This is a genomic window from Vulcanisaeta distributa DSM 14429 (genome assembly GCF_000148385.1).
Lineage (GTDB): Archaea > Thermoproteota > Thermoprotei > Thermoproteales > Thermocladiaceae > Vulcanisaeta > Vulcanisaeta distributa.
The window spans coordinates 665,346-680,010 of the sequence record NC_014537.1 but is presented as its reverse complement, the minus strand read 5'-3'; the positions used below and the strand labels follow the sequence as shown (position 1 = coordinate 680,010).

Genomic DNA, 14,665 nt, shown 5'->3' with positions numbered 1-14,665 from the left:
GTCGAAAGGCAGTTATCAGTAGAGGATCGAAACCCCTGAGCTCATTGATAATCGCCACAGGTAATTCAGGAAGTCATCAACATCCTTCTCAAGCTCCTTTATTTCCTCATCAGTTATGTGAGACCACCTGGACTGAGCTTTAACAAACTCCCTTAATGGCTTACGCAGTCTTCTATCCATATACATGTCGCTTGGTGGATTTATGATTAATCTATCATGGTCCCACTCGTATAGTGGGAAGTAGCCTGTCTCTGTGGCGAGCCTGGCAATCTCAATCATTCTCTCATCGGGAAATCCCCAGCCTGGTGGGCATGGTGCTAGTACGTGTATGAAGGCAGGACCCTCATCGAGGTACGACAACGCCTTCCTAACCTTATTCACTAAGTCAATTGGGTAGGCTACGTTAGCCGTTGCCGCATATGGAATGTGGTGGGCAATGACGATGCTCATGATGTCCTTCTTCCTCTGTATTTTACCTCTAATGATAGTTCCAGCAGGCATTGTGGTTGTTTTCGCGAACTTAGGTGTTCCTCCGCTTCTTTGTATCCCGGTGTTCATGTATGCCTCATTATCATAAAGCACGTAGAGCACACCATGACCACGCTCAAGCATACCACTAAGAGACTGCAAACCAATATCAAAAGTACCACCATCACCAGCAATGGCTATGACCCTGGTACTCCTCCTCAACAAGCCATTCTTATTAAGGGCCTTTATGGCGGCCTCAATACCCGATGCAACGGCACCCGCGTTCTCAAAGGCCACGTGTATGTATGGGACTCCCCACGCCGTGTATGGGTATATTGTTGTCGTGACCTCCAGACAACCCGTTGGGTTCACTATGATCACGTCTGGCCCTGATGCCTTGAGTATTAACCTAGCGGCCAGGGTAGCACCGCAGGCCGGGCAAGCCGTGTGGCCAGGTGCTAAGTATTCCTCCCTGGGTATATCAAAGAGCGACTTGGCAAGCCTAACCTTAACCACCATACTCCCTCACACCCATGTACAGCGTATTCCTCATTAGTTTCGTTAATTCCGATGTGTTTAATATCCTGATCAATTCCTCAATATCCCTCGAAAACACGGTCCTCTGGCCCAGCCCGTGAACCACAGAAACGACAGGCACATCCAAGCCCCTGGACCTTAGCGCTGACGCGACCTCCAATGCCACGGGACCCTCGATCGGCGCCCCTGGGCTGACCGCCCTATCGATTACTGCCACAGCCTTAACACCCTCAACAGCCCTCACTAACTCATCGGTTGGGAATGGCCTAAATAACCTGAGTCTCAGGGCGCCAGCCCTAACACCCCTCTTCCTAGCCAGGTCAACAGCCCTCTTGGTATTGCCCCAGATGCCGCCGTAGGATAGTACCACGTAGTCCGCATCGTCAATTCTATACCCCTCAATTAACCTATAATCCCTACCAAAGGTCTTATTGAACTCATCATGAACCTCCTTAATAACACTCATTGAGTTATGCATTGCATCGATTAATTGGTACTTGATTTCATAGTACCACTCAGGCACTGCCATCACGCCCATCGTTATTGGCCTCCTGCTATCTAGTATTGGCCTATCTATCTTCTTTGGCGCAAACCTCCTAATCACGTCCAGGTCATACAACTCCACGGGTTCTGTGGTGTGGCTCATTAGGAATCCGTCGTACGCGACCATGACGGGCAGCAGGACCCTACCATCCTCGGCAATCCTATACGCCATAATAATCGAATCATAAACCTCCTGAGCAGAGGAGGCAATCATGACTATCCACCCAGAGTCCCTAACCGAGGCTAAGTCCTGGTAATCACCATGAATGCATATGGGCGCGGAGGCAGCCCTCGTGGCCAGGGCCATGACTATTGGAAGCCTCAGGCCCGACGCTATGTAGAGTAATTCAAACATATAGAAGAGTCCCTGGCTTGAGGTTGCGGTGAACGTCCTGGCGCCGGCCGCCGAGGCCCCTATTAACGCTGATAGTGCGCTGTGCTCCGACTCAACGGGTATGTACTCGGCGCTCATCTCACCATTTGCTATAAAATCCGCGATCTTCTCAACGGCTGGCGTCTGCGGTGTTATTGGGTATGCCGCCACAACGTCGACCTCGGCATCCCTAGCGGCGTAGGCTGCCGCGTGGTTTGAGGTTACGGCTATCCTATCCCTGACGATACCCCTCCTAATCCTTGACTCAACCGTTGCCAAGCTCATTCTTCAACACCCTCGGGTATCATGGTTATCGCCTTGACTGGGCATTCGTGAGCGCATATCCCACAGCCCTTGCAGTGGTCGTAATCAATCTCGTAGGTTATGTCGTATTTCCTACCATCCTTAGTAATGTAGGGCTTATCGAGCTCCAGTATCGCCGGCTCGGGGCAGTATGTCCAGCAGGTCCTACACCTAATGCACAGGTCTTGGTTTATCACGGGCTTCTCGGTCCTCCAGGAACCCGTGTTATTCCTTGCCGTGCTCATCGGCTCTATTACATAACCACCAATGGCAGGTAACTCCCTCCAACCCAGCAACTTGATGCTCTTTGGCGCCCAGGCGCCTGTGCTCATCTAATCACCCGCGCCTCATTATACGCTACCCTAATGAGCTCCGCATTCGCCTTACCCAATTTACCGCCAAAGACCCTCAGCACCGCATTAGCGACATCATCAACCGTTAAGGCATCAAAGACCTTTAATAACGCCCCAAGCATCGCCGTATTAACTATAGCCCTACCCAAGTACTTAGTTGATAGGTCATACGCATTTATATGAACTATACCACCGCCAAAACCCCTTAAATACGGCTCAACAGTCTCATAACGCCTTGAGTTAACGATTATGTAATCACGCGTCCTCTCAGGTATTTCTGGGTTAACCCTTAGTAGGTCTGGGCCAAAGACTATGGATATATTAGGCCTCTCTATGGGCTCCCTAACCTCTATTGGCTCATTGGATATTGCCAAGTACGACCTAACAGGCGCACCTCTCCTCTCTGGTCCAAACTCTGGGTATGCTAATGCGTATAATCCCTTACCCACAGCCGCCAACGCCATTATCTGCGCTGCGGTTACGGCGCCCTGCCCACCTCTGCCGAAGAACACCATTTCATAACTTTCACCCGTCATATTAAATCTTCATTGGGTATGATTGGTTATAAACAATTTTACAAATTTTTAAGTATTTATAATAATGAAATTAGTCCACTGTAGAAAATCCCTAGTGCAATTAATGAGGTCATCATTACCACGGCATAAATGAAATAATCCCTTCTCACTCCCTTTCACTAATTGGTAAATACTTTAAGTCGCGTGGACCCACGTAGTACTCCATAGGCCTTATTAATTTGCCATTCATGCCCCAGTACTCAATTACGTGAGCCACCCAACCAACTATCCTGGCCAGCGCGAAATTGGCTGGGTTATACTCCATTGGAAAGCCCAGCATGTAGTATATTAGGGATGCGTAGAGATCGGTATTGGCATGTACGCCCTTATGGCCCAGGTGCTTCTCAACCGCATCCTCAAGCGCCCTCGCCGTCTCGAAAAGTCTTAAATAATAACCGCCCCTACTCACCGCTAACTTCCTAGCCAGGTCCTTTAGGTAGGTTGTCCTTGGATCTGCAAACCTCTTATACACCCTATGCCCAAACCCTATGATCTTTCACCCCTCCTCACCTTATCAATGACATACTCCTCCGCGCGGCTTGGGTCACCGACCTCGATTATCGTCTTCAAGGCCTCAAAGTTAGCGCCGCCATGTAATGGGCCCTTTAAGCTTGAGAGTGCTGCCACAATCACTGAGTATATGTCTGTTAATGTGGATGCCACGGTCACGGCTGTGAACGAGGAGTTGTTCATGCCGTGCTCCATGTACGTTATGAACATAGTCTCCAAAGCCCTAAGCTCCTCATCACTGGGTTCCCTACCGAAAAACATGTAATAATAATTAGCCACATGGTTTAGGTCTGTCCTGGGACTCGGCACTGAGCTATCCATGGTCAGCCTATGGTAGTTGCGACAACGGTCGGCGCCATGGCTATTAGCCTAATTGCCTTAGCCTCTTCATTAGGTCCCTTAGACATTGCCTCCCTGTCGAGGGTGCCCAGGTAATCGATGCTTAGTCTAAGTACGTCAATGGGCCTAAGGCCATTGGGTAAACCCCTGAGGAGCGCCAGTAATTCTTTGGGTAATTCTCTATTTGAAGACAATTCACTAGTGAACTCCCTTAGCTCTGTCCTGCTCGGTAGTTTACCCCTGAGTATTAATATGCGGTTTCCTCGAATGTGGATTTAAGGGCGAGGTCACTCAGTTCATAACCCCTGTAGTATATCTTAGCATTGTCAAGGTCTATTAGGCATATGCTACTTTCCTTAACATAAATGCCTTCCAATCCCCACTTAATCTCTGGCTTGAGGGTCATGAAGTTCTATATGGGGTGTAAGTCCCTTTGATAAAATTTGTTTATTTTTGATAATGATAATTTATCGCATTACCTACCTCTTCGTTGCTCGATTATCACCTTTGACCTGATGAACCTAATCACGTTGGGTATTCTAATTTCGTTTGGACAGTTCTCCTGACATAAGCCACAACCCGTGCATAGCCATATGACTTTACGCACCCAATCATTTATTACCCCTAAGTTCGCCAACTTCATTACCAACCTTGTGTTCAACCCGAACTCAGACATTGGGCAAACCGTGGTGCACGTACCGCATTGGTAGCATAGTGATGCCGTGGGTTCAAACCTGAGTAACTCCTCCTTAAGTGTGGGGTTTGCCACGGCCATTTTCATCACCTTATTTGCTTGATTTTTTGTTTTGTCATTTCAATCTCTTCCCTAGTCACTGTTTCAACAATCCTCTTCGCCTCATTAGCAGCCTCTATGAAGTCCTTAACGTCCGGCGCACCGAATAGTCTCAGTTGGAATCTTTCTTCTCTCACGCCTATGTTTTTTAGTCTCTTTTTCCAGTTTTCGAATCTTCTTACTGTGTTGTAGTTTGCGGTTATGTAGTGGCAGTCACCAAGCCTACAACCAGTCACAAACACACCGGCAGCACCAAGCTCAAAAGCACGCTTAACATGCCTCCAATTAAGCCTTGAGCTACATGGTAACCTAATTATCCTAATATGCGGTGGATACTGAAGCTTCAGTATCCCCGTGTTATCGGCCGCGTAGTAGGAGCAGTAGGCGCATGTGAACATTATCACCTTCTTCTCAGGCTCCTCAGCCAAGGCAGCCTCAACCTGAGCCAAAATAGCATCATCACTAAGCAGGTCCATATCCAATGCACCGTATGGGCACTCACCAACACATGAACCACAGCCCTGGCAAGCGGCGGGGTTTATCGTGACGGGCTTACCAGGCTCACCCTTGATGGCGCCGTACGGGCAAGCTTTAACGCATAGCAAGCAACCAACGCATTTACCCGGGTCCACCCTTGGCACTGAGACCTCCTTAATTATGTAGTCCCTAGACAATAGCGTCAATGCCCTGGCAGCTGCCGCGTAACCCTCCAGGACAGCCTCGCCAAAGCCCCTATGAGCCCTAACAGCACCGGCTACGAATATTCCCGGGGTCATGGTGTCCACCGGGCCGAGCTTCGGGTGGGCCTCCATCAGGAAGCCCTCCTGATCCTTAGAAAGCCTCAATATCTTTGAAACCTCGTCTGAGTTGGGCTTCATGGGCGTGTTAAGTATGACTGAGTCTATGCGTACTGTCACGTCTTCACCAAGCTCCACATCCCTAATCACGGCAGTGTCGTGATTGAGCACCACGTGGTTCATGACATTGCCATCCCTTGGAACCCTCAGTATTGTAACGCCAGCCCTCCTAACCTCCCTATACAAGTCCTCATACTGTGTCCCAACCATCATGATATCCCTAACGACCACGTACACATTCTTACCTGCCCTCCTCAGGGTTAACGCAGTGTTAAACATTACGGCTTGGCAATACGGCTTGTTACATAGGTCGATGAATAACACGTCATTACCGACGTTTAAACCACCATTGATTAAGTCGTGTATAGTCATGACATTAAGTCCATTGCCAGCTTTGTAGTTAACGGTATTGACAGGGCTGGCTCCCGTGGCCACTATTATTGCGCCTACGTCGAGTTCGACACCGTTGCTTAGGATAACGTGGAAGTTACCCGTGAAGCCAGACACGTCCTTAACCGTGGTTCCGTAATAAACCTTAACCCTGGGGTTCTCAAGAACCTTAAGCAATTTGTTAACCACCTCCTTAGCCCTGATACCCTCTGGTAAGTACCTAATCACGAAGTCGTTTAGATAAGGACCACCGCACTTACTCCCTAGCTCAACCACCATGGTCTCAACACCCGCATTAACGAGGGCATTAACAGCCGCTAGCCCCGCGGGGCCGCAACCGATGACTAACGCCCTCTTAATTATACCGAGCTTCTCGGGTCTGAAGGGCCTCATGAGTGATGCCTTGGCCACGGCCATTCTTATCATGTCTTTTGCCTTTTCTGTGGCCACCTTCCTATCGTTGTGGACCCACGTATCCAGGTTCCTAATGTTCGTCATCTCCACGAGATACGGATTAAGACCAGCCCTCCTCGCAGAATCCCGGAAAAACCTAAGGTGAGTTGCCGGTGAGCAGGCCGCAACAACGACTCTGTTAAGGTTATTCCTCTTTATTGACTCGGCGACTCGGTCTAACCCAGCCTTCGAGCAGGCGAAGGGTATGTCCTCGGCATGGACCACGCCAGGCAATCCCCTCGAAAACTTGACCAACTCGTTCACATCGGCGATACCGGCTATATTACTACCGCAGTGGCAAACAAAGACGCCTATCCTCGGCTTCTCCGCCTCTATGGTTTCACTAAACTCCTCAGTCTCTATTATGGATTTGCCCATGAAGCCCACGGCCTGGGCCGCCGCGGCTAAGCCCATGAGTACTGACTCCGTAATGTCCGTGGGCCCGGAGGCGCTCCCTGCCACGAATATGCCGGGGATGTTTGTCTCAACGGGATTTGCCGGGTTTACCTTGATGAAGCCGTACCTATCAAGTTCGAGACCCAATGCATTGGCTAGTCTCTGCATGTCCTTAGGTGGCCTCATGGTTGGTGCCAGGACAACCATGTCGTAATCCTCAACCCTGACCTCCCCACTCCGCGTATCCTCGTACTTAACCCTTATTGAACCGTTGACAGGGCCTATTACCAATGGCCTACCATGGACTATCCTGACGCCTCTCTCAACAGCCCTTTGGTATAGGTTCTCGAAACCCTTGCCGTAGGTCCTAACGTCATTCATGTATAATATGGTGACGTCATCAATGCCGTGATTCTTCGCGTAAATGGCTTGCTTAAGCAGGTACTCGCAACAGACCTTTGAGCAGTATGGGTTTGCCCTACTCGTCCTAGAGCCTATGCAGGATATGAATAGGACCTTCCTCGGGTGTCCATGATTACTTAGTTTAACCACCTCGCCTAATGATGGTCCCGTGGCGTTGACGAGCCTCTCGAACTCCATTGCCGTGAGTACGTCAGGGTGTTTTCCATAGCCATACTTAGTCAATACCTCGCCACCCTCTAGTTCGTATCCCGTGGCCACTATGACTGCCGCCACCTCCCTCTCGATTATCCTGGGCATCATGGTGAATAGTATGGTCCTAGGCTCACAGACACTAACGCACCTATTGCAGGCTATGTTCTCAGGGGGCTTGTTTAGGCATAGGTCTGGGTCTATGGCGTAGATGCCGGGCTCCGCCTGTGGGAATGGTAGGTATATGGCCTTCCTAAGGCCAATACCCGCATTATACTCGCTTGGAACCACCACGGGGCACACGCCCTCACACAACCCGCACTTAGTGCATTCGTTGGTCACGTACCTCGGCTTGACGAGGATCTTAGCCCTATAATGGCCTGGTTCACCTTTTAACTCCATTAATTCTGCCAGCGTTAATACCTCGATGTTCCTATTATTCGAGGTATCGCTCATTAATGGTCCTTCTATGCATATTGAGCAGTCGAGGGTTGGGAATGTTTTGTCGAGCATTGCCATCTTACCGCCGATGGCCGGGGACTTCTCAACAAGCGTAACCCTATAACCCATGCCAGCCAAAGCAAGAGCAGCCTCAACACCAGCAATACCACCACCAATCACAAGGACCCTATTGTTAGTGGCACTCTCCTGCGTGACCTTAGTCTTGTCAATCTTCATTAAGTAATCCTTGATTGTTATTTCCTCCTCATGCTCGACATATATGGCGTTTGTTGGGCAGACCTTTTCGCATATACCACATGCCACGCAATCAACCTCCTTACCGGGCTTAATCCTGACATAATGATAACCCCTTGGATTAACCTCCTCCCTAGTTAGCTCCAGGATACCCATTGGGCACCTCTTAACGCACAGTTCATCGCCAATGCACATTTCCGGCGTAATCTTAAGCCTACCCAACGGCCTCTTCACGCGATTAACATCCAGTGCCCTATAATTCACGGTTAATGAGTTATGCCGTGAATTAAAAATTTTGCCTAAGTCAAAAATGAAAGATTAATAAGTCAATAGACTAACCTCTAAATTATTGAAAATTATTCATAATATATAATCATGATTTATAATTCATAATTATCATAATTAATAAGCGGTCCGGTGGCCCTTCAGTCATACAGTGGGTAATGGGCGAGAATTATGGATTGTTTATTTTTGAAGGTTAATGAATTTTAGAATAGGGGCTTACTTGCTTCTCATTAACTGCCTTAGGAACTCGCCAACCCTCTCAACCTGGCTATTACTAACCTGCTCAAGTAACTCCCTGAGCCTTGGCGCACCCCTCTGATACTCCGCAATCCACTCCTTAGCAAATTCGCCACTTCTAACCTTCTCGGCAGCCTCCTTCATCCTCCTCTTAACATCCTCATTAATTACGTACGGCCCAACCGTCAAGCCACCGTACCTGGCAGTCTCACTAACACCTAGAAGCATCCCAGTGAGTCCCCTCTCCCATATCAGGTCCATTATTAGCTTAGCCTCATTAATGGCCTCGAAGTAAGCCACCTCAGGTTGGTAACCGAGCTCCACCATAACCTCAAAACCATACCTCAACAACTGCAGTAGCCCGCCAACAAGCACGTTCTGCTCACCGATTAGGTCGGTCTCCGTCTCCTCGGCGAAGGTCGTCTCTATTACACCCACTCTCGTGAACCCATTGGCCTTGGCAATCGCCAATGCCGTCTTCAGGGCACTCCCCGTGAAGTCCTGGTGAACTGCGACGAGTGCCGGGACTCCCCAACCCCTAACGAACTCATCCCTAACGGCCTTACCTGGGGCTTTGGGCGCTATTAGGACTACGTCCACATCACTTGGCGGCCTTATTAACCCAAACCTAATGTTGAAGCCATGGGCAAACACCACAGTCATGCCACGCCTAAGGCCCGGCGCGATCTCAGACCCCCAAACACTTGGCTGTACCATATCGGGTAGTAGGACCGCTATTATGTCGGCCCTCCTAACCGCATCACCCACTGGGTAGACCTCAAAGCCCTCCTGCCGAGCCAGGTCAAAGCTCTTGCCAGGCCTGACGCCAACAATGACCTTGACACCACTATCCCTCATGTTTAAGGCCCACGCCCTACCCTGAATGCCGTAACCAAGCACAGCCACTACCTTACCCCTTATCACCGATAGATCCGCATCCCCATCTTTGTATATCCTAGCCATTACTAATCACCACCTTATTCATGTGTACTTCTTCGGGCATATATTTAACATTTACCACATCGTAGAGCTTATCAAGTTTATTACAGACCCACCTAACCTCATCCTCCTCGCCCCTAGCCCTAATGGAGACCTTGATCACCGAGTCACTCATGTCTATCACCATGTGCTTAATCGTTACCTTACCCCTCCTGATCACGTTCATAGCCCTGACTACGGCATCGAATGTGTTAACCTCATTACTCATTATGACCTCTATCAAGAAGTCACCCTCCATAGTCATCACCTGGGTACCTAAGGTCGATCCTAAAGCCCTCCGGTAGTATGACCTCCTCAAGCCACTTGCCCGATGGCACGAAGGGTAGCACGAAGTCCCTCTCCCTATCAATGGTTACGTCAACAATCAACGCCTCATTATTCCTAACGGCCCTCGCCACAGCACTCCTCAACTCATCATAGCTACTCGGCCTAACGCCCTCTATCCCGTAGGCCTCGGCAATCTTCATGAAGTCTGGGTTTACGTTGAAGTCCACGGCGATTATCCTCTTATTATACAGCATTACCTGCCAATGCCTAACGAGCATGAGTGTTGAATTGTCAAATATAGTCACTATCACGGGTAGGCCGTACTCGCGGACAAGGGCTAGGTTCTGCATAGTCATTTGGAATGACCCATCACCATCAATATCGAGCACGGGCACGCCAGGCCTGGCAATCTTCGCACCCAGGGCTGCGGGTAATCCAAACCCCATTGTCCCAAGGCCCGCACTTGTTATGAAGGTTCCAGGCACATAGACGTCCCAGTGAAGCTCACACCACATCTGGTGGCTACCAACCCCCGTCGTGGTTATCGAGTACGGCGGCATCACCTCCCTAAGGACCTTCAGGACCTTCCATGGTGCGAACCCATTAATGTCGACCCTCCTCCTATACTCCTCATAACTCTCCTTAATACTCCTTAACCACTTAATGAACGCATCATGCCTTCTCTCAAGGGCTTTGGGCACTAGCTTAATCATGGTTGATAAGACTGCCTTAGCGTCACCGACAATACCGACCTCAGGCTTGACATTCTTACCAATCTCACTCCTATCAATGTCTATATGTATTATCTTCCTACCCCTCCTGAACTCATTGAAGTTGCCCACAGTCCTATCACTGAATCTCGTACCTACGGCGAGTATTACGTCGGCATTTATTATGGCTGCATCGGCCTCAAGCCTACCGTGCATCCCCGAGGGACCCATAACCAGTGGGTGGTTACTAGGCACGCAGTTCTTACCTGGCAGTGTGGTGACTATGGGCATGCCCATTAGCTCGGCGAGGGTCAAGACCTCATTAGTCGCCCCACTCCAGCAAACACCACCGCCAACCAGCATCACGGGCCTCTCGGCAGTTAGGAGTAGCTTAAGTGCATAGGCAATTAATGAGGGGTCGGGCTCTGGGATTGCCTTCCTGACTATCCTTATCACCCTACCCCTAACAATTGCTGGGTCGACATCCGTTAACTGCACATCCCTCGGCAAGTCTATGACGACTGGACCCGGCCTACCGTCAATCGATATTTCATAAGCAGCCCTAAACACGGGGACTAAGTCCTCAGGTCTCTTAACCATGAATGTGTGCTTGGTGACCGGCATGGTCGCGCCAACTATGTCCGTCTCCTGAAACGCATCCCTCCCGAAGAACGCAGTTGGGACCTGACCGGTTATTGCTATTAGTGGTGATGAATCCATCATTGCGTTTGCAAGCCCAGTGAGTAGGTTTGTGGCGCCTGGACCTGACGTGACGACCACGGTCATGGGCCTCTTCATGACCCTGCCGTAGGCGTCCGCGGCATGTATTGCGCCCTGCTCATGTCTAAACATATAAACCTTAATATCAGAGTTATATAACGCATCAAAGAACGGCATTATCTGGCCACCAATAATGCCAAAGACCTCCCTAACGCCCATGCCCTCCATCTCCCTAACCAATAAATCAACGGCCCTAGGCACTATAATCACCCGACGCACTCACTCCATGCATAATCACCGCATGGTTTGACCGCGGACTCAACTCATTACTTTCCCTATTATTTTCATCCGCATCATACGTAAAGAATAAAGCACCTCATCAGACATAAGTCAATTTATAGAATATTTAAGCTTTTCCGCCATATAACTAATATAATGTGAATCACTAATCGGTTATGGTTAAATCTATATCTTAGGGAAATACTTAAATAAGGTATTTTTATTACATGATCCGGTGGGTTAGATTGCTCAGGGAGACGTAGTTAGGGCTTCCCCTGGAAATAAATACGTGAGACTGTTAGATACGACGCTCAGGGATGGTGAGCAAACCCCTGGTGTTGCCCTGAAACCCGAGGATAAGTTACTAATTGCGTTAAAGCTTGAGGAGTTGGGTGTCGACTCTATTGAGGCTGGCTTTCCAATAGTTAGTGAGGGTGAGTTTAGGGCCGTTAAGTCAATAGCCAGGGAGGTAAGTAATTCGGAAGTTATTGCGTTGGCGAGGACCAGGAGGGAGGATATTGATAAGGCGATTGATGCCGACGTGAATGCCATACACATTTTCATAGCCACGTCAGACCTACACATGAGGTATAAACTCAGGATGAATAGGGAGGAGGTGGTTGAGGCAGCCGTGAACGCAGTAAGTTATGCAAAGTCCCATGGCCTAACCGTGGAATTCAGCGCGGAGGATGCGACGAGGAGTGACCCTAAGTTCCTGGTCAGGGTTTTCCAGGAGGTTGTTAATGCGGGTGCTGATAGGCTCGATATTGCGGATACCGTAGGCGTGATGTGGCCAAGTAAGATGGCATCACTCGTTAGGTTCGTTAGGGAGAATGTTAGGGGCAATTACTTACTGAGTGTGCATTGTCACGATGACTTTGGGATGGCCGTGGCAAATAGCGTGGCTGCCATTGAGGCTGGGGCTGACCAGGCCCATGGAACTATAAACGGTGTTGGCGAGAGAGCAGGCAATGCGGCGCTTGAGGAGATCGCGGCTGCCGTGAGGTTCCTACTTAATTATGATGTTGGGATCAGGTTCGAGAAGATTAAGGAGGTTTCTGATTTAGTCTCTAAGCTCTTTGGGATACCTGTACCACCCAACAAGGCCATTGTTGGGGCTAACGCCTTTTCGCATGAGTCTGGTATCCACGTTCACGGAGTCCTCTCGAACCCACTAACATACGAGCCAATAGACCCGGGAGCAGTGGGTATGAATAGGAGGATAGTCGTTGGAAAGCACAGTGGTAGGCATTCGATAATTTATGTCCTTAAGTCCATGGGTATTGAGCCACGCGATGACATTGTTAGTGCAGTGCTAAGGAGGGTTAAGGAGTTGGGTGACATGGGCATTAGGGCTTCTGAGGAGGATATTAAGCGCATAGTGATGGAGGTGCTTAATCACGGTAACGACAAATTGAACTGAAACTGCGATGAGTATTTTGCTTCATTCAAAATTTAGAGTACCCTACTCCCTCAAATACCTATCCTCACCCCTCAACCAATCATCTCTAATTGGTGAGTAAACATCGATTACGAGCGAATCCTCAAGAGCCTCAACACTATGTATAGTATTCGGGGGTATATGAACTACATCACCGGGCTCCGCTATGTACACCTCATTATCCACAGTAAACCTCAATCTGCCTTTGACCACTATCGAGACCTGCTCATGGGTATGGGAGTGCGGTTTGACGACGGAGCCCTTTAGCAGCTTGAATTGGGCAACTGTCACCCTGAGTCCGTGCATGTGTTTTCTATAGATTAAATTTCCAAGCCTTTCCCAATTGGATTCCTCATACTTAAGTAGGGCCATCGCTTAATCATACGATTTGAATTTTTAAGTGCTAATCTAGAATTATCAGTACTTTCTATAGGTTGGCAATACATAAAAATAGGCTATGTAATTACTCCCGATGAGGATAGCCGTAATTGAGGGTGACGGCATTGGGCCTGAGGTGACCAGGTCAGCCATTGAAGTTCTTAAGATGGCTGCGTCTAAGTACGGCTTAAACATCGATATTGCCTACGTTGAGGCCGGCGATAATGCAATTAGGAAGTATGGGGAGGCATTACCAAGTAGGTACTGGCCAATGATAGAGAATGCCGAAGCAATACTGAAGGGTCCTGTTGGTGAGAGTGCGGGTGATGTAGTTGTTAAATTAAGGAGGGGGCTCGATCTATATGCTAACATCAGGCCTGCGAGGAATTACCCAGGGATTAAGGCGGTTAGAGACGGCGTGGACTTAGTCATAGTGCGTGAGAATACCGAGGATGTCTACGTGAGGGCCGAGTACATGCTTAGCAATGACACGGCAGTGGCCCTTAGGGTAATAACAAGGAGGGCCAGTGAACGCATTGCCAGGGTGGCCCTCAACATGGCGAGGACTAGGCGTAGGAGGGTCACCATCGTGCATAAGGCCAATGTACTGACGGTGTCAGACGGCCTATTCAGGAGTGTCGTTAGGGAAGTTGCGAGGGAGTATCCTGAGGTGGCAATTAATGAAATGTACATAGATGCAGCGGTCATGGATCTCGTCAGGAGGCCCCAGGACTTCGACATCATAGTCACGACAAACCTATATGGCGATATACTAAGCGATTTGGCGGCCTACGTAACCGGCAGCATAGGGCTCGCGCCCTCAGCCAACGTGGGCGATAATAAGGCATTGTTCGAGCCAATACACGGCGCAGCCTTCGACATAGCCGGTAAGGGGATTGCAAACCCCACGGCGATGATACTAAGTACTGCATGGATGCTCAGGTGGTATGGTGAAAAGACGGGAAATAATAATTATGTGATGGCAGGGAATGCCATTGAAAATGCCGTAATCAACGCCCTAAGCCAGGGAATACACACGCCCGACCTAGGAGGCAATTATACTACTGAATCCTTTACTGCGGAGGTCATTAAGCGCATCTGAATCATTAACTGTTAATATTATCGATAAATATCTAATTATATGTTGTAAT

Annotated in this window: 12 protein-coding genes and 1 pseudogene; 2 read left to right on the top strand and 11 right to left on the bottom strand. The window is 49.2% G+C overall.

What is annotated here, in order from left to right; translation table 11 throughout:
• Positions 1-15 precede the first annotated feature (15 nt).
• From VDIS_RS03420 to ilvB, 10 genes and pseudogenes are all read right to left on the bottom strand, one after another.
• A complete protein-coding gene (locus tag VDIS_RS03420) occupies positions 16-987 on the bottom strand; it encodes a thiamine pyrophosphate-dependent enzyme (RefSeq protein ID WP_013335814.1) in 972 nt (323 codons plus the stop codon).
• Entirely contained in the window at positions 977-2,206 is a 1,230-nt protein-coding gene (locus tag VDIS_RS03415) for a pyruvate flavodoxin/ferredoxin oxidoreductase (protein WP_013335813.1), read from the bottom strand. Before VDIS_RS03415 ends, VDIS_RS03420 begins: the two co-directional genes overlap by 11 nt.
• Entirely contained in the window at positions 2,203-2,556 is a 354-nt protein-coding gene (locus VDIS_RS03410; protein WP_013335812.1) for a 4Fe-4S binding protein, read from the bottom strand. Before VDIS_RS03410 ends, VDIS_RS03415 begins: the two co-directional genes overlap by 4 nt.
• Entirely contained in the window at positions 2,553-3,092 is a 540-nt protein-coding gene (locus tag VDIS_RS03405) for a 2-oxoacid:acceptor oxidoreductase family protein (RefSeq protein ID WP_245522589.1), read from the bottom strand. Before VDIS_RS03405 ends, VDIS_RS03410 begins: the two co-directional genes overlap by 4 nt.
• Positions 3,093-3,258: 166 nt before the next feature.
• Positions 3,259-4,407: pseudogene (locus VDIS_RS13000) on the bottom strand (citrate/2-methylcitrate synthase).
• A gap of 69 nt (positions 4,408-4,476) precedes the next feature.
• Positions 4,477-4,776 (bottom strand): 4Fe-4S dicluster domain-containing protein, encoded by a 300-nt coding sequence (locus VDIS_RS03385; protein ID WP_171804836.1) that lies wholly within the window; start codon positions 4,774-4,776, stop codon positions 4,477-4,479.
• Between the two features lie 5 nt (positions 4,777-4,781).
• Positions 4,782-8,462 carry a hydrogenase iron-sulfur subunit gene (locus VDIS_RS03380; RefSeq protein WP_013335809.1) on the bottom strand — a complete coding sequence of 1,227 codons (3,681 nt, stop codon included), beginning with the start codon at positions 8,460-8,462 and terminating at the stop codon, positions 4,782-4,784.
• Positions 8,463-8,699: 237 nt separating this feature from the next.
• Complete coding sequence (gene ilvC, locus VDIS_RS03375) at positions 8,700-9,683, bottom strand: ketol-acid reductoisomerase (RefSeq protein WP_013335808.1); 984 nt, start codon at positions 9,681-9,683, stop codon at positions 8,700-8,702.
• Positions 9,676-9,957, bottom strand: coding sequence for an ACT domain-containing protein (locus tag VDIS_RS03370; protein WP_148678200.1), 282 nt, complete (start codon positions 9,955-9,957; stop codon positions 9,676-9,678). The genes ilvC and VDIS_RS03370 overlap by 8 nt, the downstream gene beginning before the upstream one ends.
• On the bottom strand, positions 9,947-11,686 hold the full coding sequence (gene ilvB, locus VDIS_RS03365; protein WP_013335806.1) for a biosynthetic-type acetolactate synthase large subunit: 1,740 nt from the start codon (positions 11,684-11,686) through the stop codon (positions 9,947-9,949). The genes VDIS_RS03370 and ilvB overlap by 11 nt, the downstream gene beginning before the upstream one ends.
• Positions 11,687-11,984: 298 nt before the next feature.
• On the opposite strand from ilvB, the gene VDIS_RS03360 reads away from it, so the two are divergent.
• The gene (locus VDIS_RS03360) at positions 11,985-13,118 is read left to right on the top strand and encodes a 2-isopropylmalate synthase (RefSeq protein WP_013335805.1); all 1,134 of its coding nucleotides are present in this window, start codon (positions 11,985-11,987) and stop codon (positions 13,116-13,118) included.
• 42 nt (positions 13,119-13,160) lie between these two features.
• Here VDIS_RS03360 and VDIS_RS03355 read toward each other — a convergent pair whose 3' ends face one another.
• Complete coding sequence (locus VDIS_RS03355; protein WP_013335804.1) at positions 13,161-13,508, bottom strand: cupin domain-containing protein; 348 nt, start codon at positions 13,506-13,508, stop codon at positions 13,161-13,163.
• 100 nt (positions 13,509-13,608) lie between these two features.
• Here VDIS_RS03355 and VDIS_RS03350 point away from each other — a divergent pair, with 100 nt between their 5' ends.
• Complete coding sequence (locus VDIS_RS03350; RefSeq protein ID WP_013335803.1) at positions 13,609-14,616, top strand: isocitrate/isopropylmalate dehydrogenase family protein; 1,008 nt, start codon at positions 13,609-13,611, stop codon at positions 14,614-14,616.
• Positions 14,617-14,665 lie beyond the last annotated feature (49 nt).

Bases quoted from the DNA above. Each gene is read 5' to 3' on its own strand.
- VDIS_RS03420 (WP_013335814.1), bottom strand. From the start codon at position 987: ATGGTGGTTAAGGTTAGGCTTGCCAAGTCGCTCTTTGATATACCCAGG.
- VDIS_RS03415 (WP_013335813.1), bottom strand. From the start codon at position 2,206: ATGAGCTTGGCAACGGTTGAGTCAAGGATTAGGAGGGGTATCGTCAGG.
- VDIS_RS03410 (WP_013335812.1), bottom strand. From the start codon at position 2,556: ATGAGCACAGGCGCCTGGGCGCCAAAGAGCATCAAGTTGCTGGGTTGG.
- VDIS_RS03405 (WP_245522589.1), bottom strand. From the start codon at position 3,092: ATGGTGTTCTTCGGCAGAGGTGGGCAGGGCGCCGTAACCGCAGCGCAG.
- VDIS_RS03385 (WP_171804836.1), bottom strand. From the start codon at position 4,776: ATGGCCGTGGCAAACCCCACACTTAAGGAGGAGTTACTCAGGTTTGAA.
- ilvC (WP_013335808.1), bottom strand. From the start codon at position 9,683: ATGGCTAGGATATACAAAGATGGGGATGCGGATCTATCGGTGATAAGG.
- VDIS_RS03370 (WP_148678200.1), bottom strand. From the start codon at position 9,957: ATGGAGGGTGACTTCTTGATAGAGGTCATAATGAGTAATGAGGTTAAC.
- VDIS_RS03355 (WP_013335804.1), bottom strand. From the start codon at position 13,508: ATGGCCCTACTTAAGTATGAGGAATCCAATTGGGAAAGGCTTGGAAAT.
- VDIS_RS03350 (WP_013335803.1), top strand. From the start codon at position 13,609: ATGAGGATAGCCGTAATTGAGGGTGACGGCATTGGGCCTGAGGTGACC.